The following is an 18,556-nucleotide window of genomic DNA, read 5'->3' on the forward strand; positions in this document are numbered from 1 at the left end:
AGTCATCCGGCGTACAGACACAATCAATTCTGGAAGGATAAAAACGGTCCGTGAGCAGCTTATGAGAGGGGTTCGCTATGGGCCAGGTACGCCGCCGGATCAAACACAAAGAGACATTTGAAGAGCGATTAGCGCAAGAGGCTGCACGATATAGGTACGCGGCCGAAGAGCAGCCGGTCGGCAGTATGGCGCGGGAACTGCTTTTGCGCCGTGCACGACAGGCAGAAACCGCCTCTCACATGAACGATTGGCTAAAGTCGTCCGGCGCGCAAAGCCCGAAATAGGTCCACCATGCCTTGGGGATATTACGCCTACGTCATTGACGATAATGGCCACGTTGCCAATCGTATCGAGATTAATTGCGGCGACGACGACGAGGCCATTCGATGCACTAAGCGATTGGTCGACGGGCACGCGATAGAGCTATGGCAAGAGACGCGTCAGGTGGCGACCTTTACGCCCAAGAGCGAGCAATGAAAGTTCGAACTCCTAAAATGCCGATCATGGTGCAGGTTGCGGACATACTTTGCCGGGCGCGCGAGCTTCCCCCCGGACCGGCCCGAAATGACCTTCGGCAACTTGCGCAGGGTTTGCTGAAGCTCCATCGGGCGGGCATTCGTGCAAACGTGCAGATCATCGAAGAAGCCACAACACCACTGAACGCTGCGCTTAATTCACTTTGCGATTGAGCTTCAACTGTCGCTACCGTGCGCGATGCAGCTTAGGATAGTTCCTGCGGCGGAACATCAGCCACGAAATACTCCTGAAACAAAGCGATGGTTTGATGCCGTCATCCCGGCGGGAGTTTTTAGATCCCTAGCTATTTTCATTCGAGGCTGGTCTTTAGTTCACCGAGTTATTGACCGAAGCATTCAGACTTCGAACAGGGCCGCCGCAGGGCGGCCCTTTCTTATGGGCCGCGGGTCCCTATTTCCGCACCATGCGTACCGCGTTCGAATTCAGCCTGCCGAGCCCCGCCCAAGGTGGCGTCTGTTGGGCCCGACTGGATCCACGAAATCAAGTATGACGGCTACCGCCTGCGCGTTGAGCGCCAGGGCAAGACCGTGCGGCTGTTCACCCGCAACGGCCACGACTGGACTAAGCGCTTCCCCTGGATCGTCCAGGCCGCGCTGAAGAACCGCGAGCAGCATTTCGTCATCGATGGCGAAGCCGTAGTACTCGGCGTCGACGGCGTCTCCGACTTCAACGCGCTGCACTCGCGCAAACACGATTCCGAGGTGCAGCTCTACGCCTTTGATGTGCTCGCGCTCGGCGAGGATCTGCGCCAGCTGCCGCTGTCGATGCGCAAATCCAATCTGGCGCGGCTGTTGCGCGCCGGCCGGACGGCATGTTCGTCGCGCCGTTCGAGACTGTGAATGCTGATCGAATAGTGACCCCCATCGGCACCGTCGGGACCCCTTCAATCCATTGATTTCGCTAAATGGGATGATGTGACCCCCACGCCGATCATGGTCGAGACCCCGCGCCGAAACACAGCACACAGTGCCTGATTGGAAGCCAAAAATGGACCTATCTCCCGGGGAACGAAAGGCATTCGTGAAAAGCATCGAAGATTCCTCTTTGCTCTTCACCATCCTCTTCGCGCGGTGAGGCCGCAGTCGCGTGAGCGGCGCAAACGGCGGTTAGTGCCCGCTTTGACCGCCTCGATGATCTGCTCTGGTTGTAGGGCATTGGGATGCAGGGCCGAATTGCAGCATGACGGCCAAAACGTGGAAGCCCTTTTCTCCGAATACGCTTTGGATCGCAGTTTCAGGCTGCCCGTCGCGAATGCCCATGTCTGCTAAGTCTCTCGATTGCTTCCCACGGCGATCGCTCGCCATCGCAATAGTCCTGCCAAGCCTTCGATCGCACCAGCATCTCGGGCACCGTGCTTGTCGTGTATCGCGCCGGATCCAGACCTGATTTCACCTGCAACCAACGCACTGGCATCGAAACCGGAGCAATCGGTCTTGCCCTAGGGGAAAGCGGCGCCACGGCGGTGGAGAACTGATCGTTCCGCAGATAGTCGAGGAAGATCTTGCCGGTGCGCTTGGCCTTGCTCATGTTGATCAGGAAGCGGTCGGGGCTGTCGACGGCCATTCGATCGCAGATCTCGCGCGCGAATTGCTTGGCTTCCGCCCAGGTGAGCTTCTGCCCTTTTCGAGGTCGCGAAAAGGGCGTGACCACGTGCAGCCCTTTGCCGCCGGTCGTCTTGCAGAATGAGACCAAGCCCAGGTCGGCCAGGCGATCGCGCATCTCCTTCGCGGCGTCGACCACGGCGTCGAAGGGGACGTCCGGTGCGGGATCGAGATCGAAGACGAGACGGCCGGGAAGGGCGAGGTCGCCGGGCTGGTTGTTCCATGGGTGCAGTTCGACGCCGGCGCTTTGCGCCACGGCGGCAAGGCCCTTCGATGCGGTCGATCTGGACGTAGGGCTTGCGATCGCCCGAGACGGAGACCTCTTCAAGGAGAGTCGAGCCGCCCTTCATCGCATGGCGCTGAAAGAACCGCTGGCCCCCGATGCCGTCGGGGGCCCGAATGATGGAGCAAGGACGACCTTTCAGGTGTTCCATCATCCAGGCGCCCACGCTTTCGTAATAGAGTGCGAGATCCAGCTTGGTGACAGCTCCTTCGCCTTCATCCGGCCAGAGTATCTTATCGGGACGACTGAGCGGCACTCCCATGACCGTTCCGTTGGCGGGAGCGACGGACTTTCGCGCTCCCCTGCGCGGCCGGGTGACCGCAGGCATCGCAATCTGGGTGTGGTCCGATGGCGCAGGCCGTTCGGCCTCGACCTCCTCGGCGGGCTTGTCCTGGCGCAGCCCCTTGAACGCCGCCTGCCGGATCATGCCGCTGCCTGTGAAGCCTGCGAATTCTATCTCGGCCACCAACCGAGGCTTGAGCCAGTGCACTCCGGCCTTGTTGCGGGGAGCATCCTTGCCGCCGAAAGGATTCTTCTCCGAGGCTGCGGCCTTGAGCGCGGACATCAGGGGCAGGACCTTGTCGGCCCCGAAGCCGGAGCCGATGTTGCCGACGTAGACCAGATGGTCGCCGCGGTAGACGCCAGCCATCAGCGACCTGAACTGGCTGCCGTTGCTGTTCCAACCGCCTATGACCACTTCATGCCCGCCGCGGCACTTTGCTTTGGTCCAGCTGTCGCTACGGCTCGAAACGTACGGGGCGTCTGCTCGCTTCGAGACGATGCCCTCCAGAGACATCCGGCAGGCCGATTTGAGAACGGCGTCGCCCCCGCTCTCGAAGTGCTCGACGTATCGGATTGCGGTCTGATCTTTTCCGTAGGCCTTTTCGATCATCCGCTCGAGGGCGCTCTTTCGATCCGAAAGACCTTCTCTCCGCAGATCCTTCCCATCGTGGAAAAGGAGATCGAAGGCGAAGAAGATCAGATCGGCGGTCTTCCCCTCGGACAACGCGGCTTGAAGCCCGGCGAAGTCCGGGGAGCCGCGATGATCGAGGGCGACGATCTCGCCGTCGATGATGCAATTTGGCAAAGCTTCCGCAGCCGAAGAAATGGCGCCGCCGAACTTTGCGGTCCAATCCAGCCCCTTGCGGGTCCTCAGAGCGACCGTCCCATTCTCGACCCGCATCTGGATGCGATAGCCGTCGAACTTAATTTCGTGGACCCAACCTCCGCCCGCCGGCGGACGCTCCACCGAAGTGCACAGTTGCGGCGCAACGAAGGGCGGCATGTGCGCGTCGGACGAAAGTCGCTTCTTCTTGGCCGCTTTCTTCGTGGTCGACCGCTTCGATCGGGCGGCCAACCGGGATCGCTTCTTAGGGGAAGATGTCGCAGCCGCACGGTGCGACGTCCATTCGGCCTTGGCCGATGCCCTTGCTCTTTTCGCGGTCACGAACGGCTTCGGTCCGCGGCCTTTGCCGGCCGTAATCGCGTCCATCGAGCGGCCCGATGCGACCGACGCATCCTGCTCCTCCAAGAGTTTATTCTTTTTCCCTTCGAGGGCGGACGCGTCCCGATGCTTGATCAGAAGCCAGTTGATGCGCTTATCGCCCTCGCGGTTGCGCATGCGCGTCAGAATCCAGCCGCCCTCAGCTTCTCGCCTTCAAGGACGAAGTCGAGTTTGCCTTTCTTGTACGCGCGTTCCGCATCTTCGCATCGCCAATAGCCGCGGTCCCAAACCATGACGGTGCCGCCGCCATATTGACCCTTCGGGATGGTGCCTTCGAAGTCCCCGTAGTCCAGAGGATGGTCTTCGACCTCGACCGCGAGCCGCTTGTCATGCGGGTCGAGGGAGGGACCCTTGGCGACGGCCCAGGATTTGAACACCCCGTTCAGTTCGAGCCTCAGGTCGAAGTGCAGATGCGAAGCCGCATGCTTCTGGATGACGAAACGCAGCTCCGGCGACTGCTTGACTATAGCTTGGCCGCTTGGCTCGGCCGTCTTGGTGAAATCGCGTTTCGCGCGGTACTTCGCGAGCAGCTTCTTGACCATACTCCACCTCCAGACACTCGGAACAGAAAGTTCCCCGGTCCGTTAAAGTTCCTCAACCGGAGGACAAAGGCATGGCGCCGCGCGCATACTGGAAGGGTTCGTTGAAGCTATCGCTGGTGACATGCCCAATCGCGCTCTACCCAGCGTCCACGCAAGCGGAAAAAACCCACTTCCACCAGATCAACACCAAGACGGGCCATAGGCTTAAGCAGCAGATGGTGGACGAGGAGACCGGCCGAGTCGTCGACAAGGAACACAAGGCGCGGGGTTACGAACTCTCCAAGGGGCGCTATGTGCAGATCGAGGAGGACGAGCTCGACGCCGTCAAGATCGAAAGCACCCATACCATAGAGATCGACGACTTCGTGCCCTCCGAAGATATCGACGAGCGTTATCTGGACAAGCCTTACTACATCGTTCCCAACGGAAAGGCGGGCGCGGATGCCTTCGTCGTGATCCGGGACGCCATGAAGCGGAAGGAAAAGGTGGCGCTCGCTCGCGTGGTACTTTCGAACCGGGAGCACGTCATCGCGCTGAAACCTTTCGGCAAGGGCTTGCTCGGCACCACACTCCGTTATCCGTACGAACTCAGAGACGAGGACGACTATTTCGACGACATTCCCAGTCCGCGGGTCTCCAAGGACATGGTCGATTTGGCTGCGCATATCCTCGATACCAACGCTTCGAAATTCGATCCGAGCAAATTCAAGGACAAGTACGAAACCGCACTGAAGGCGCTGGTCAAGCGCAAGGCGGCCGGCAAGACCATCGAGGTACCTGAGGCCGAAGAGCAGGAAAGCAACGTCATCGATCTGATGGACGCGTTGAAACAAAGCCTCGGCCGCAAGAAATCAAAGATGAAGCCGGCCAGAAGAAAGCGCGCCGGATCGCGCGGCCGCGGGCGCAAGGCCGCATGACGAAACGCTCGGCCTCCCTCGCCGCCATGGAGGCGCGTTCGGTCGACGCCATTCCGGAAGGCCCGGAGTGGCAGTACGAACCGAAATGGGACGGCTTTCGCTGCCTCTTGAGTCGTGACGACGAGGAAGTCTGCTTGCGCTCCAAGTCTGGTCAGGAGCTGTCCCGATACTTTCCTGAGATCGTCTCGGCTGCGCGCTCTCTGCGTGCGAAACGTTTCGTCTTGGACGGCGAAATCGTCGTACCCATCGATGGCCAGTTTTCGTTCGACGATCTACTCCAGCGCATCCATCCGGCCGCCAGCCGCGTGAGGAAACTGGCTTCGGAGACGCCAGCTATGTACTTGGCATTCGACTTGCTGAAGGCGGGTCGAGAAGACGTGGCGCCGGAACCATTGTCCGCGCGTCGGCCCTTATTGGAAGAATTCGCGAAGCGCCGGTTTTCGGATGCGACGCTGTTTCGGCTCTCGCCTGCCACGCGCGAACTGAAAGACGCTCAGGGCTGGCTGGCTTCGGCGGGCGGCGGTAGCGACGGCGTGATCGCAAAGCGTCTGGATCTGCCCTATCAGGCGGGCAATCGCGAAGGCATGCAGAAGATAAAGAAGTACCGCAGCGCGGACTGCGTGATCGGCGGTTTCCGTTATGCCGAGAAGCTCACATCCGGTAGGAAGGTCGTCGGCTCGGTGCTACTCGGGCTTTACGATGACGAAGGCCTGCTGCATCACGTGGGATTTTCGTCTGGCATCAAAGCTAGGGACAAAGCCGCGCTTACTTTTAAGTTGGAAGCCGTCCAACAGGAGCGAAGTTTCACAGGCAATGCGCCAGGTGGTCCGAGCCGCTGGTCGGCCAAACGCTCTTCGGAGTGGGTGCCAGTCAAGCCAAGATACGTCGTCGAGGTATCCTACGATCACTTCACGGGAGGACGATTTCGGCATGGTACCTCCATCCTGAGATGGCGATCCGACAAGAAGCCCGCACAGTGCACGATGGAGCAGGTGAAGCAGAAAGTAGCCCGCAAACTGATCAATTCACTGGCCCTATAGGTCCGAAATAGGAGCCAAGCTCGAGGCCGGACGTTGGCATATCATGGAGACCATGGATACCTATCTACGTCGCAAGCACGAAGAACTTCGGCTGCTGGACGCTTGTCTAGATCGACCTCTCGCTTCGCCGCCCCCGCAGTCGATCGATGAAGTTATCGCCCTCAAGTTCAAGCTCACGGCCGCCATCAGAGCTCAGCATGATCTGAAAGATTGGACAACGACCGAAACCGCATGGTCGCATCGCAGGAAATCTTCCGATAGCCCGTTCGAGTTTCGATACGACTACCAGCGGGCCGATCTCAACGTTGCTGGCCCGTCGTTCTACGATCTTGGTGACGACATAAGCTGCGAGACCATCTACACGTCATCGGGCATGGCTTCCATCTCGGGCCTGATGTTGGCGCTTTCGCACGTCTTCCTGCGAGCCGACATGGTCGTGCTGCCGGGGACGTATGGCGAGACTTTGGAGTTTATCCAAGGATATGCACGTTACCTGAACGTCATTCCCCCGGGAGGTGCAGTTTTAGGCAAGCCAGCGCCGAACGCGCCACACCGTATCCTGCTTCTGGAGTCTTGTGCATTGGCCAAAGATTTCGAAGCATGCCTGCGCTCTTCCTGGTCGCAGTTCGACCTCTGCATCTTCGACACCACTTGCTTCTATGGAGGATCCAGCCGGGTTCGGAGAGCCTTGCAGAAAGCCGGCAGAGACGGGGTGCCAGTAGTGATGGTGCGAAGCCATACCAAGCTGGATTCGCTGGGGGCGGAATACGGAAGACTCGGCTCGACGACGTTCGTTCGTTGTCGCAAGAAAGACACCTGGTGCTCTTCTCGTCTCGGAAAGCTGGCCGAGGAAATGCGGAAAGCCGTCAGGCTGCTCGGCGGCGCCGCGCTTCCGGCGCACTTCCCGCCCTATGTCGGAAATACAGCGTACCGATCCCTCTCGGCCAAGCGAGTGGCTGCGATGCTTCGGAATGGCCGGCGTACGGCTCGGCATTTCCGCAAAGTGCTCGGCAACCTGACGGCGGAGTTGGATTTCGTCCACGGACTGTATTTCACGCTGACGTGTAGGCGTCCGTTGGACGAACGTGGAGCAAGGCAGGCTGCATCGAAGATGAGCGACGATATCGGTCGCGCAGGCTTCCCGATGCGTCATGCCGGAAGCTTTGGTTTCGACTTCGCCGCGATAGAGTGGTGTCACGATGTCCACACCGGCGGCTTCGCGGTCCGCATAGCTGTCCCAGACCTTCCAACTGCGATTTGGGACGCGCAGAGCAGCGCGATAGCTATGTGGTGGATTGAGCATGACCGCGCGTTGGGGCCGCGGTAACGCGCGCCGTCGAACGAGCGGGTCTGCCGGAAAGTGCCCAAAGAGAACGGAGAATCTGCTTTAGGCGCATGCTGGTGCTCAATCTCAGATGAGCGAAGAAACGTGGCTGCCGTAGCGCGGGTGGAAAGCGATTGTTTTGGCCCAAGTGCCTAACGACAATGGAGTTGGATGCCTGTCGTGACAAATGATCGAACCTAAAGGCGGCAACTCTTCTCGGGCTGGGCGAACCGAAGGCAATCAGCTTGTCGCGCCCGAAGAGCGCATGGATGTTTTGGCCGAACCTCGCAGGCGCATTCGCGCGCATGTCTTTGTCGCTCCGTCCTGCCAGAAACTTCTGAATGCCATGGGCGATCTATCCCGTGAGGGCGATCCTTGGATTCGGCTAAAACAAGGGCAGCTCATCCAAACAGTCGTTGTCATCAGCCGGTAGGAGATGCTGGCGTGCGAAGCCGGGGACGGGCTCCCGATCGGATTGGTTGGCGCGCATGGACGAGCTCCAGGCAACTTTGGTGAAACGTGTCCTCACAGAAGGCTTTAGGGTTCTTCGTCGTTCACACTTCCCACATGGATAAAGTGCACAAGTTCAGCGCGTTCGTCGAACTCAAGGTTTGCGAGAACCGCCATCACCATTGGGTCGCCTTCGTCATGCTGGCGACGTCTCGAGACGTACCTTGACGCCAGCTCTTTCCGGGAGCGCAGAAGCACACACTGACGGTGAACAGCGACATCTTCATCTCCTATGTCTGCACGGAGGCGCGGAGCGTGACTGCCCCGCTTAGGACCGATACCGGCCCGGATCGGCAACAAAGCCTGCAAGGCTGCGTATGCATTTCTGGTGGTGGACCGGCTGAGACTTAGACCTGCAATGTCTGCAATGGGGTCGTGAGCGGCCTTCGGCATCCGGCTGACTTACTTCCGGCCGGGAGCGGACACTACCGGCGCCAGCCGGGAGCTCCGAGAGATGGGCCATAAACTGACCCTCAACATAGACGGATCGGGGGTCTCGGAACCTGCGGACCGCACGCCCGTTAAGACTCAGAGGTTCTTCAATGAGTCACACAGTTCTCGTCGTTGATGATGACCCTGCCGTTCTCGTCGTGGTCGCATCCATGCTCGATGACTTTGGCTGCGAGGTCATATGCGCGCGCAGCGGCGATGAAGCTCTGGAAACATTGACGCGCCACCAAAACATTTCAATCTTGATCACCGACATCAACATGCCCGGCATGGATGGCCATGAACTAGCTGAGCGTGCCACGCGCATTCGTCCGACGCTCAAAGTTCTTCAGCTATCGGGCCGCGAGCGAAGGCGAGATGGCTTCCCGATGCTCAGGAAACCGTTCACTGAAGAGGACCTCGCCCGCGTGATGCAACAGACTACTGGCGTTTGTTAGCGCAACAGAGAGGCTAAGCAGCGTTCAAGCTCCTCAATTTGGAACGGCTTTTCAAGGACCGGATAACCTTTAAATCCTTCAGGTAGACCGTCCGCCCCGTATCCGCTCGCAAAGGCAAAGGGGACGCCTTTGCGTTGCAGCGCTTCTGCGATACGGTCAGAACTATGTGCGCCAAGCTGTATGTCGAGAATGGCGGCATCGACGCCCGGCGCAGAAGCGAGCAAAAGCCCATTCTCCAAATCGTTAGCTTCGCCAGCGACGCTATGCCCTAGCTCGACCAGCATGTCCGCAATCATCATAAGTATGAGCGATTCATCTTCGATCAGAAGCACAGATGCCATAACGCTGCCCCCAAGCGCATTCTACCTAACTACAACATCCCGAGCTATGCAATTTGACATGGCTCAGAGCGGACTCGCGTCCTTGCGCGTAGAAATAGTCGTGTGACCATAATTGGCCAAGGCCGTCCAATGTCCTCGTGCACCCCAATCCGTCGCCCCGAATGGCGCAATCGCTCAGAAAAGGAGCCCCCAGACGTCCGGGCCGAAGGCCATGGCTGCCACCAGGGACAAAAGCATCCTGCTCCACAGAAGATCGCGACCAATTTTGAGTTCATCGAGGTCCGTGTCCGTGCCGGTCGCGCGCGCCAGCGCCTTAGCCGTCCATTCCATGGTTCGGTCTCCTCTGAAAGCCACTATGCCAGCCGTTGCAGCTTTCGCCGCCGTCGAGTGTGAATTGGCTCTCACGCGTGGGTGGTGAAGCATGGCTTTCCTCCTGATTGGATCCGATCCGCAAACCTGGCGCGCGAAGACGGGCCTGAAGGATTCAGAGAGCCATGATTTCCTGGGCGCGGATGACGATCTCCTCCTGCAAGAGCTCCCGTTCGAGCCTCTCGCGGAGGGACCGCCGGAATTCGGGTGCGAGTTTACCGACGATGACCTCGACGACCGCGATGTCGTCACGCTCGGTCGTGTCGCCGCTGCGCCACAGGCCATCTGCCGGGGCGCGGATGTAGCTCGTCGCCCCGCCGAACTTGTCGGTCAGTTCTGTAGGAATTTGTCGAACCATTCCTTGGAAACCGGCTCGCCCTTTCCGGTCTCCTTCGGCACGAGGTTCTGCAGCGGAAGGGGCCTGACCCGGCCGTCGGGCGGGCAGTTCCCGAGAAGCGTTTCGCTCGTAACGCACTCCACCTGCTGTCCGAACCGGTTCATGTAGATGTTCATCATGGAATCATGCGTCTCGTCTGCCGAGCTGCAAAGCGCATCGGCGACGAGAATCACGAGGAAGCCCCAGTCGACCGCGCCCAGTACGGTCGCGAGGACGCAGACGTCGGTTTCGCCGCCCGTGACGACGACCGTTTCGATGCCGGCTTCGCGAAGCTGCGCATGAAGCCCGCTCCCCGTCCAAGGCGAGTAGACGTACTTGTCCAAAGTGCGCGCGGGCGGGACGAAGCGGGCGAGCTCCGGCACCAGGTCGACCATATTCGGCCCGAGCCGGTCGATGGTCATCTAACTCCAGCGTTCGTAATACCGCCGCCACATGCCGGCGCCCTGGCCTGGGCTTTGCGCCGGAATGAAACGCGTGAAGATTGTCCGCTCGGGATGGGCGGAGGTGATCGCGACGACGTTCGGCAGGACGCGCGGCAACCACGGCATCGTCCAATCCGTACCTCAAGCGAACATCCGCTACATGTCGACGCAGAAATGGACTGCGTTCCGGGGGAGCGCCGTAGCGGAGTTCGTCACCCCTTCGTCATGGGCTTATCCTCAAGCCAGCCCTAACGGTGGTGTAGAGGCTTCGTTCCTCCGTTTGCCGAAGGGCTACAGCGAAGGAAGCCGTTTCTGATCTCCGTCGGGCAGGATGACGCGCGCACGGTCGCCGGCCGCCATCTGTCCGCCGGCTCGCATCAGGCCCAGGACGCCGCATCTGAATGCAGGGCCGGTTTTGGCCGACGACACGACCTGCCTTTTCAGGCCGTCTTTGAGGCGGTCGATGAGCACGCAGGGCGTCCGGAGGCCCGACGACCGCCTCAGGCCCGAGTGCGATGCGCGTGCCGAGCGGCATCCGCTCGAGGTCCAGGCCAGCCGTGGTGATGTTCTCGCCGAGCTGTCCGGGACCTATGTCGTAACCCGCCACCCAATCTTCCCGGATCAGTCCCTACACGGCCCAAAGGCCGAGGCCCAGCATCAGGGCCGTCAGCATGCCGAGCGAGAGATCGTCCTTGGAATTGCGCGGCCAGGTCTCCTCACCTGCGGAATGTAGGAAAGCGAGGCAAGAAGGGCGGCGATGCTGCCGATATAGGTGGCGAGAGATCCGGACATGACCGTCGACGGGGCGACTAGTGGCCGTTCCTCCGCGCGAACGCTTGGCACCTTGAGAACTGCCGCGCGTTATAGGATTCCCCAATGAACATCAGAGGATCGATGTCCCTTCTCACCGTGAAACCGACCAAGATCGACAAGACGATCGCGCGGGCGGTGTCGCGCAAGACCAACCATCGTACGGAAACGGTCGCCCGCGGGTTGACGTGGGGCGCCGACGAAAAAATCCTTTTGGCCTTGGCGGCCGTAGGTTGGGTGGTGTCGCGCACGCAAGGAGAGCCGCTGCGCCGCGCCGGCAATCATGCTGTGCTGGTGGCCGCGACGGCTTCCGTGCTTCCGCACGTGTTGAAGTCGGTCTTCGACCAAACGCGTCCAGACCGGAAGACGGTGTTGGGGCATGTTCACGGGATCTCCTTCTCCGGCAAGCGCAAAGATGCCTTTCCGTCGGGACACGCACTGCACATGGGAGCGCTGGCATCGGCGGCGGGCCCGCTGCCGGCTGGGCCCCGCCGGGCGATACGGGTGCTGGCGGTAGGCCTTTGTCTGACGCGCATCGTCGTGCTGGCGCACTGGGCCAGCGACGTCGTCGCCGGCTTCGCGCTTGGCGCGGCACTCGAACGGATGCTTCGCTTATGGACCGGCTATCCTATCAAGGAGACAGATCATGCCGATACTTGAGGACCTTAAGGAGTACGCGGAACGCGCCACCGGCCTTCATCGTCCGGGCAAGCGTCAGGCTGCCGAACTGCCTCATCCAAGGAAGCCGCATGTGGTCCGATTTAGGGATGACGGCCTTGTACCCAACCACCCGCGGTGGCCGCTAACACTGTACAGAAGCGCCGTTAGAATCGACGAGCGGCACGACCCGGCGGCGGTGCTCGAAGACCTGTTCGAAGCCAATGGCTGGGGGGATAGCTGGCGCAACGGCATCTACGACTATGTTCACTACCATTCGAGAATTCACGAGGTGCTCGGGATCGCGCGCGGCAAAGGGCGCGTCCGCTTCGGCGGAAACAAGGGACGGATCTTCACACTGAAGGCCGGTGACGTCGCGATTCTCCCCGCCGGCACGGGACATCAATGCCTCTCTGAGGAGGACGACTTCCTCGTCGTCGGTGCCTATCCGCCCGTCGGCACCTACGACGAGTGCACGGAGGTCGAGGACCGTCCGAAAGCTCTGCAGAGGATTCCAAAGGTGCCGGTCCCGCGCAAGGATCCGGTGTATGGCGCAGACGGCCCGCTCTTAAGGTTGTGGAAGAAATCCAAATGAGCGAGTACGTCGTTCGATTTCTGGTCGGAGGCGCCGTGGTGTCGGCTTTCGCGATGCTCGGAGACGTGCTGAGGCCCAAGAGCTTCGCCGGCCTGTTCGGAGCCGCGCCCTCGGTCGCGCTCGCCACTCTTGGCATCGCAATCTATCGGCACGGCCAATCCTACGCAGCCGTCCAGACCCACTCCATGATGGCCGGCGCCGTTGCGCTCGCGGTCTACAGCGTCGTGGTGTGCCAGCTCTTGATCCGGGCGCGCATGCGCGCTCTGCCGGCTACGCTGCTCTCGATCGCCGTGTGGCTCACCGCGGCCTTCGGCCTGTGGGCGGTCGCGGGAGGTCAGGCATGAGCACGCCGATCAAGATTTCGCCGTCGTCGCTGCGGGAGGGGCGGTGGTACGAGTACGTGGTCCGCTTCGTGCTGGGCGGGGCGGCGACGGTCTTCACCGGCCTGGTCAGCACTTGGTACGGGGCTTCGATCGGCGGCCTCTTCCTGGCTTTGCCAGCAATCTTCTGCGCCAGCGCCACGCTCATCGAAAAACATGAGATCCGCCGCATGCGGGAGGCCGGTCTCGATGGCACGCGTCGCGGACGACATGCCGCCGCACTGGATGCCGCTGGCGCCGCGCTCGGAGCGCTGGGTATGCTGGCGTTCGCCGGGCTCTTCTCGCTGCTGGTCCAACAAAGCGTCGCAGGCGCATTCGCGGGCGCCTCACTGGCGTGGCTCGCGGTTTCGGTCGCAGCCTGGTTCGCGCGCCGCAAAGCAAGGTTATCCAGGAGTTCGCCTGCTCGCGCGAAAAGCCGGCCCGCGATAAAGCGAAGCCGGCCCTTCTGAGATGGCAGCCGTCAGGCCGCGTCGGAGGCCTTCGCGTTGATGCCCTTTCGCAAAGCCACCGTATTGGGACGCGGCTCGCCAGCCTAATGGTGCCAGAAGATCGCCAGCAGCAGAATGATCGGCAGCGGGATGCCCAGCAACCACAACAATGCGCCTCGTCCAAAACCCATGGCTCTTTCCTCCAATCATCTGTCCCACGCTTTCAACGCCACCGTCCGCCGCACAGTTCCTCGCTGGGAACGGTTTTCGCGGCTGTTGATTGAGAGACCGAGACGACCTGCTCCGCTTGCCAATCGCTATTTTATGGGAGGGCAGGCCAATCGGGGAAAGGAGCTCAAGGCTATCGATGACAATACGCGTGCACCCTTTACCCGCCGACACTGCGCTCGCGCGTGCGATCGCGCGCAACACCGGGCCCGTGCCCGAAGACGTATCTTCGATCATCACCTGGGGAGCTGATGGACATGTTCTGACGGCGCAAGCTGTCGGATGGTGGCTCTGGTCGCGCTCCAAGCCACCCGCGCAGCGACGGGCAAGCGATCATGTGCTGCTGACGACGTTAGCGGCAGTTCTGCTGCCTCACCTTTTGAAAACGCAGCTCGATCAGGTCCGGCCCGATCGCCGCACCGTGCGCGGCCATCTTCATGGCATTCCGCTCTCGGGCAAGGCGCTTGATGCGTTTCCCTCAGGCCATGCCGTGCATGTCGGAGCCCTTGCTTCCGCCGCGAACGAACTGCCGCCGGCCAGGAGAAACCTCGTCTGGGCCGTCGGTGCAGTTCTCGTCTCGACGCGCATCGTTTTGCTCGCGCACTGGGCAAGCGACGTGATCGCGGGTCTGGCGATCGGCGCTGTTCTCGATCACTTGATGCGGCGGCTGACCGGCTTCGGAAGGTCGCGCTAGTCATGGGGCAGTTGCTCTCACCGCCTGGCCCGCATGCCGTCCATCTCTGCATCGACATGCAAGGATTGTTCGCGCCCGGTGCTCCATGGGCAACGCCTTGGCTTGAGCGTGCGCTACCCGAGGCGGTCAGGCTGATTGCACACGCGCCGCAGCGTACCGTCTTCACGCGATTCATACCCGTCCGCAACAAGGCCGAGGCGCGCGGCGTCTGGAAGGCCTATTACGAGAAATGGGAATGCGTGACACGTGATAGGGTCGATCCGGCGCTGCTGGAGCTGATGCCGGCCCTGCTGCGCTTCGTACCGCGTGCCACGGTCATCGACCGCCAAACCTACTGCGCTTTCGCCAATGGCCGGCTGCAAGGCTTTCTGGACGGGCATCAGGTGGATACGCTGATCGTTTCCGGCGGTGAGACTGATGTTTGTGTGCTGGCCACTGTGCTGGCCGCGGTCGATATCGGCTATCGCGTGATCCTTGCCGAAGACGCGCTATGCAGCTCGTCCGATGAGAGCCACGACGCCCTGCTCGATCTCTATACCAAGCGCTTCAGCCTGCAAATCGAGGTGGCATCGGTTGACCGCATTCTAGCGAGTTGGGCGGTCGATGACTGAGCGCGCAGGCGTACGAGGGAACTTTTGGGCGCGCTTAACATAGGTTAGACTTGCGATTGCAAAGCAAACACTTCGATCAACGGGCTTGAATTGAAGCCGATCACATGGCCCGATGGGCGGGCGTCCCGCCAATCAGGATCGAAACTGTGAGCCGTACCAAAAGGCGCCTTTACCAATTGCTTCTCGCAGCCGCGCTGCTGGCGGCGGGGGCAGCGGCTGCCCAGGAAGACAAGAAGACCGACGACGATAAGCCGGCCGATCCCGATACGGGCGAAAGTACCGTGGAGGAAAAGACGCTGGGTCTCCTTCCCAACCCTTTCCAAAAATACGGCGTCAAATTCGCGGCCACCTATATCGGCGAAGTGCTGGGCAACCCTTCCGGCGGACTGAAACAGGGTTCTGTCTACGAAGGTCGGTTGAACCTCGCCGTGGACCTAGACCTGCAAAAGCTCGCCGGCCTCGACCAGCTGACATTCCATGCCAACATGTTCCAGATTCATGGCGGCGGGTTGTCGCGCGGCAGTCTACAGAATTACTTTGTGGTCAGCGGAATCGAGGCGTTGCCGTCTACGCGTCTTTACGAGGCGTACTTTGAAAAGCAGTGGGGCAACAAGAAAGTCTCAATCAAAGTGGGGCAACTCGCGGCCGACAGCGAGTTCTTCAATACCAAATACACCGACGTGCTGACAAACGCCTCGATGGGCTGGCCGGCTATCACCTCGCTTGATTTGCCAAGCGGCGGTCCGTCGCCTCCCTTGGCTGCCATGGGAGCCCGACTTCTGGTGAATGTCACTGAGCAATTGTCCGTTCTTGGCGGCATCTTCGATGGCGATCAGGCTGGGCCCGGCCCCGGCGATCCGCAGGAGCGTAACCGGTATGGCGTCAACTTCCGCGTCAACGATCCGCCCCTGCTGCTCGGCCAGATCCAGTATGCCTGGAATAACACAAAGGGCGATCCGAACCCGGCCGGCCAGATCAAGTTTGGCGGCTGGCGTCATTTTGGGTCTTTCGCCGATCAGAGATTGGCGTCCAATGGCGTCTCACTCGCTTCACCTGTTAGCAGCGGCGAACCTCTGCTCCTGTCCGGTGATGTCGGCGGCTGGATGGTATTCGAGCAAAAGCTCTATCGTGTGTCGAAAAGCGACGACCATGGCATCGGCATCTTTGCGCGTATCTCGGGTGCGCCTGCCGACCGCAATCTTATTGATCGCTACGCCGACGCCGGCATCGAATTCATCGGACTCGACGACCGCCGTCCGGACGACAAGTTCGGAATCGCCGCCGGCTACGCGCATGTGTCGAAACGCGCCCAGAGGCTGGATGCCGACTATCGCACATTCGTCGATCCCGCCTGGCCGACGCGGAGTTTCGAGGGCCTACTGACAGCCGTGTATCAATATCAGATCAGGGACGGGTGGACGTTACAGCCCAATCTTCAATACATCATCCATCCGGGCGGAGGTGCCACCAACCCTTCAAGCGCAACGCCCGGCAAGGCTCTTCACAATGCGACGGTTCTTGGCCTGCGAACGACCATGAAGTTTTAGGCCGTGCCTGTAAACCTGGCGCCACGCGTTGCAGGAACAGGAAACGTCGAGACGGCCCGAATGACGCGTGACCGCGCAATGACTGTGCCCTGTTACTTCTTCTTGGGAACTTTCTTGCCTTTTTTGCGGGCCTTGGAAAGGCCGATCGCGACTGCCTGTTTCTTGCTCTTGACCTTGCCGCCCTTTCCGCCACGGCCACTTTTGGCCGTCCCCTTCTTGTACCGTCGCATCTCGCTCTTAACCTCCGAGCCCGAGCTCTTCGAGGTGCGACGCTTCTTCTTTGCTTTCTTTGCCATAGGTTTCTCCCTTTCCATATTCGGATAACGACAGACGTGGTCAAGATGACGGGTTGTCACCCCCACCGACCATCCAATCCTCGATGCCTTCGTCGTCTTCCTCGGTACTGAGCCGCCAACTGCGTCGGCGGACTCGGTCGGACATCTGTTGCTTCAGCTGAGTTCTGGTGCGGCGCATCGATCAAGGTTCTCCACGCCATCAACCATGAAGCGTCCGGCGGCGTTCCTATGCGGTCATCCCATTCAGCGCGTGCTATGTCAGATGCGCGGAGCTGTACCTTGGAATTTGCCCGCGCCATCGAGATTTGTCGCCACACCAACGCGATCAGCTTAGCCGCGCGGCGGACCAGCAAGATACACGCTGTAATCACTAGCGATGGCGGAACCGTGCGCAGGCGATGGCTGAGAGAGCAGCTCAGCGGGCCAGACGCTTGATGGTCTTGGTCGCACGGTTTGGCCCATGCCAGCCGAGAAACTTCAGCTCCTTGTTCTCCAGCGCATTCGTTGCCCGGAAGAACTGTTCGAGATCATCGCGCGCATGCGATGGAAGATTGCGGATGTCCTTGAGATCCGTTTCGAGCGGTGACCGGTCCGGCACCGCAAAAATGCGGTCGTTTCGCTCGCTCTTGCCCTTTTTCTTCTGCTCGACTTCGAGAATGCCGATCGGCCGGCAGCGTAGCACAACACCGGGATAGGTTTGCGCGTCGTGCAGGATCAGCACATCCAGTGGATCGCCATCCTCGGCCTTGGTCGAGGGAATGAAACCCCAATCGTAGGGATAGGTCAGGCCCGCCATCAACGGCTTCGCCAGAGCAAAAGCACCGAGCTTCGGATCGAATTCGAGCTTGCAGGAATTGCCGCGCGGCGTCTCGACCACGGCAAAGATATTATCGTTGTCGGCCCAGCTCGGCAGTTTCGTCAGATTGGTCATGGCGGATGACTTGGGCCTCGAAAGGAGCAGCGGACCCGACGGAAATCGATCCGTCGGGCCCTGCCGGGAATCAGGTGGCGGTGGAGGCCTTCTTGTTGACGCCCTTGCGCAACGCGACTGTGTTGAGCTTGGTGTTCGCCGCCTTTTCTTCGTTGAGGTTCGTGGTCAGGAAGCGAACGATATCGTCGTGGCCAAGCTCCTGCGCCCAGGCGATCAGTGTGCCATAGCGGCAAATCTCATAGTGCTCGACCGCCTGCGCGTTGGCGACGATCGCCGCGTCCAGCACCGTCTTGTCTTCGATGTCGCCGGCCGTTTCGTCGGCTTCCTTGATGATGCCGTCGATGGCGGGACATTGCGTGCCGCTTGGCGACTGGCCAAGTTTCTCGAAGACCTTCTCAAGCCGTTCGATCTGCTTGTTGGTCTCCTCGAGATGATTCTTGAGGCCGGTTTCCAGATCACGGTTGGTGGCCTTGTCGATCATTTTCGGCAAGGCCTTGGTGATCTGCTGCTCGGCATAATAGATGTCCTGTAAGCCATGCAGCAGCAGGTCGTCCATCGTCTTGATGTCTTTGGTGAATAGTCCCACGGCTTACTCCTCGCTCTAAAGCGGGAAACGCACGCTCAGCGTGCCGGTTCCTATGCGACAACGCCGCAGCCGGCCGGGAGGATGATGACGTGGTGTCTCGCGCGTCCGCAGGAACCCGC

General features: G+C 60.5%; 22 protein-coding genes and 2 pseudogenes. 14 read left to right on the forward strand and 10 right to left on the reverse strand.

Going from position 1 to position 18,556, the window contains the following annotated elements:
* Positions 1-473 precede the first annotated feature (473 nt).
* The gene (locus tag FXB40_RS42725) at positions 474-689 is read left to right on the forward strand and encodes a hypothetical protein (RefSeq protein ID WP_148778256.1); all 216 of its coding nucleotides are present in this window, start codon (positions 474-476) and stop codon (positions 687-689) included.
* Between the two features lie 294 nt (positions 690-983).
* A complete protein-coding gene (locus FXB40_RS42730) occupies positions 984-1,376 on the forward strand; it encodes an ATP-dependent DNA ligase (RefSeq protein ID WP_246208305.1) in 393 nt (130 codons plus the stop codon).
* A 394-nt stretch (positions 1,377-1,770) separates the two neighbouring features.
* Here FXB40_RS42730 and ligD read toward each other — a convergent pair.
* Positions 1,771-4,467: pseudogene (gene ligD / locus FXB40_RS42735) on the reverse strand (DNA ligase D).
* Between the two features lie 71 nt (positions 4,468-4,538).
* Between ligD and ku the strand changes: the two are divergent.
* The 5 genes from ku to FXB40_RS42760 all read left to right on the forward strand — a co-directional run bounded on the left by ku (position 4,539) and on the right by FXB40_RS42760 (position 9,145).
* Positions 4,539-5,384, forward strand: a complete 846-nt coding sequence (gene ku / locus FXB40_RS42740) for a non-homologous end joining protein Ku (protein WP_148778257.1) — start codon at positions 4,539-4,541, stop codon at positions 5,382-5,384.
* A 26-nt stretch (positions 5,385-5,410) separates the two neighbouring features.
* The gene (locus FXB40_RS42745; protein ID WP_148778310.1) at positions 5,411-6,424 is read left to right on the forward strand and encodes an ATP-dependent DNA ligase; all 1,014 of its coding nucleotides are present in this window, start codon (positions 5,411-5,413) and stop codon (positions 6,422-6,424) included.
* Between the two features lie 52 nt (positions 6,425-6,476).
* Complete coding sequence (locus tag FXB40_RS42750; RefSeq protein ID WP_347339808.1) at positions 6,477-7,751, forward strand: hypothetical protein; 1,275 nt, start codon at positions 6,477-6,479, stop codon at positions 7,749-7,751.
* A 184-nt stretch (positions 7,752-7,935) separates the two neighbouring features.
* Positions 7,936-8,181: a hypothetical protein gene (locus FXB40_RS42755; protein WP_148778259.1), complete on the forward strand. Its 246-nt coding sequence runs from the start codon at positions 7,936-7,938 to the stop codon at positions 8,179-8,181.
* Positions 8,182-8,800: 619 nt separating this feature from the next.
* Entirely contained in the window at positions 8,801-9,145 is a 345-nt protein-coding gene (locus FXB40_RS42760) for a response regulator (RefSeq protein WP_148778260.1), read from the forward strand.
* Here the strand turns inward: FXB40_RS42760 and FXB40_RS42765 are convergent.
* The 6 genes from FXB40_RS42765 to FXB40_RS49645 all read right to left on the reverse strand — a co-directional run bounded on the left by FXB40_RS42765 (position 9,142) and on the right by FXB40_RS49645 (position 11,145).
* Positions 9,142-9,486, reverse strand: coding sequence for a response regulator (locus tag FXB40_RS42765; RefSeq protein ID WP_148778261.1), 345 nt, complete (start codon positions 9,484-9,486; stop codon positions 9,142-9,144). The genes FXB40_RS42760 and FXB40_RS42765 overlap by 4 nt on opposite strands.
* Positions 9,487-9,660: 174 nt before the next feature.
* A complete protein-coding gene (locus tag FXB40_RS48480; protein WP_187437518.1) occupies positions 9,661-9,816 on the reverse strand; it encodes a hypothetical protein in 156 nt (51 codons plus the stop codon).
* 154 nt (positions 9,817-9,970) lie between these two features.
* On the reverse strand, positions 9,971-10,213 hold the full coding sequence (locus tag FXB40_RS42770; protein ID WP_246208306.1) for a hypothetical protein: 243 nt from the start codon (positions 10,211-10,213) through the stop codon (positions 9,971-9,973).
* Positions 10,186-10,653, reverse strand: a complete 468-nt coding sequence (locus tag FXB40_RS50235; protein WP_347339809.1) for a cysteine hydrolase family protein — start codon at positions 10,651-10,653, stop codon at positions 10,186-10,188. The genes FXB40_RS42770 and FXB40_RS50235 overlap by 28 nt, the downstream gene beginning before the upstream one ends.
* Positions 10,654-10,800 carry a hypothetical protein gene (locus tag FXB40_RS50240; protein ID WP_347339810.1) on the reverse strand — a complete coding sequence of 49 codons (147 nt, stop codon included), beginning with the start codon at positions 10,798-10,800 and terminating at the stop codon, positions 10,654-10,656.
* Between the two features lie 165 nt (positions 10,801-10,965).
* Positions 10,966-11,145, reverse strand: coding sequence for a hypothetical protein (locus FXB40_RS49645; protein ID WP_246208307.1), 180 nt, complete (start codon positions 11,143-11,145; stop codon positions 10,966-10,968).
* 423 nt (positions 11,146-11,568) lie between these two features.
* Here FXB40_RS49645 and FXB40_RS42785 point away from each other — a divergent pair, with 423 nt between their 5' ends.
* The 7 genes from FXB40_RS42785 (at position 11,569) to FXB40_RS42815 (ending at position 16,624) form a co-directional block, all read left to right on the forward strand.
* On the forward strand, positions 11,569-12,144 hold the full coding sequence (locus FXB40_RS42785) for a phosphatase PAP2 family protein (protein WP_148778311.1): 576 nt from the start codon (positions 11,569-11,571) through the stop codon (positions 12,142-12,144).
* Positions 12,131-12,736, forward strand: coding sequence for a cupin domain-containing protein (locus tag FXB40_RS42790; protein WP_148778262.1), 606 nt, complete (start codon positions 12,131-12,133; stop codon positions 12,734-12,736). The genes FXB40_RS42785 and FXB40_RS42790 overlap by 14 nt, the downstream gene beginning before the upstream one ends.
* A complete protein-coding gene (locus FXB40_RS42795) occupies positions 12,733-13,080 on the forward strand; it encodes a DUF3147 family protein (RefSeq protein ID WP_148778263.1) in 348 nt (115 codons plus the stop codon). The genes FXB40_RS42790 and FXB40_RS42795 overlap by 4 nt, the downstream gene beginning before the upstream one ends.
* Positions 13,077-13,565, forward strand: coding sequence for a hypothetical protein (locus FXB40_RS42800; protein WP_187437519.1), 489 nt, complete (start codon positions 13,077-13,079; stop codon positions 13,563-13,565). Before FXB40_RS42795 ends, FXB40_RS42800 begins: the two co-directional genes overlap by 4 nt.
* A 544-nt stretch (positions 13,566-14,109) precedes the next feature.
* On the forward strand, positions 14,110-14,466 hold the full coding sequence (locus tag FXB40_RS49650) for a phosphatase PAP2 family protein (RefSeq protein ID WP_246208308.1): 357 nt from the start codon (positions 14,110-14,112) through the stop codon (positions 14,464-14,466).
* A 2-nt stretch (positions 14,467-14,468) separates the two neighbouring features.
* Positions 14,469-15,077, forward strand: coding sequence for a cysteine hydrolase family protein (locus FXB40_RS42810; protein ID WP_148778264.1), 609 nt, complete (start codon positions 14,469-14,471; stop codon positions 15,075-15,077).
* 146 nt (positions 15,078-15,223) lie between these two features.
* Positions 15,224-16,624, forward strand: a complete 1,401-nt coding sequence (locus FXB40_RS42815) for a carbohydrate porin (protein ID WP_148778265.1) — start codon at positions 15,224-15,226, stop codon at positions 16,622-16,624.
* A 98-nt stretch (positions 16,625-16,722) separates the two neighbouring features.
* On the opposite strand, the pseudogene FXB40_RS42820 reads toward FXB40_RS42815, so the two are convergent.
* The 3 genes and pseudogenes from FXB40_RS42820 to FXB40_RS42830 all read right to left on the reverse strand — a co-directional run.
* A pseudogene (locus FXB40_RS42820) lies at positions 16,723-16,920 on the reverse strand (DUF6496 domain-containing protein); the annotation flags it as partial.
* Between the two features lie 415 nt (positions 16,921-17,335).
* Positions 17,336-17,851: an inorganic diphosphatase gene (locus tag FXB40_RS42825; RefSeq protein ID WP_148778267.1), complete on the reverse strand. Its 516-nt coding sequence runs from the start codon at positions 17,849-17,851 to the stop codon at positions 17,336-17,338.
* Positions 17,852-17,921: 70 nt separating this feature from the next.
* On the reverse strand, positions 17,922-18,437 hold the full coding sequence (locus FXB40_RS42830; protein WP_148778268.1) for a YciE/YciF ferroxidase family protein: 516 nt from the start codon (positions 18,435-18,437) through the stop codon (positions 17,922-17,924).
* Between the last annotated feature and the right edge of the window lie 119 nt (positions 18,438-18,556).

The sequence above is a fragment of the Bradyrhizobium rifense genome, assembly GCF_008123425.1.
GTDB classification, from domain to species: domain Bacteria; phylum Pseudomonadota; class Alphaproteobacteria; order Rhizobiales; family Xanthobacteraceae; genus Bradyrhizobium; species Bradyrhizobium rifense.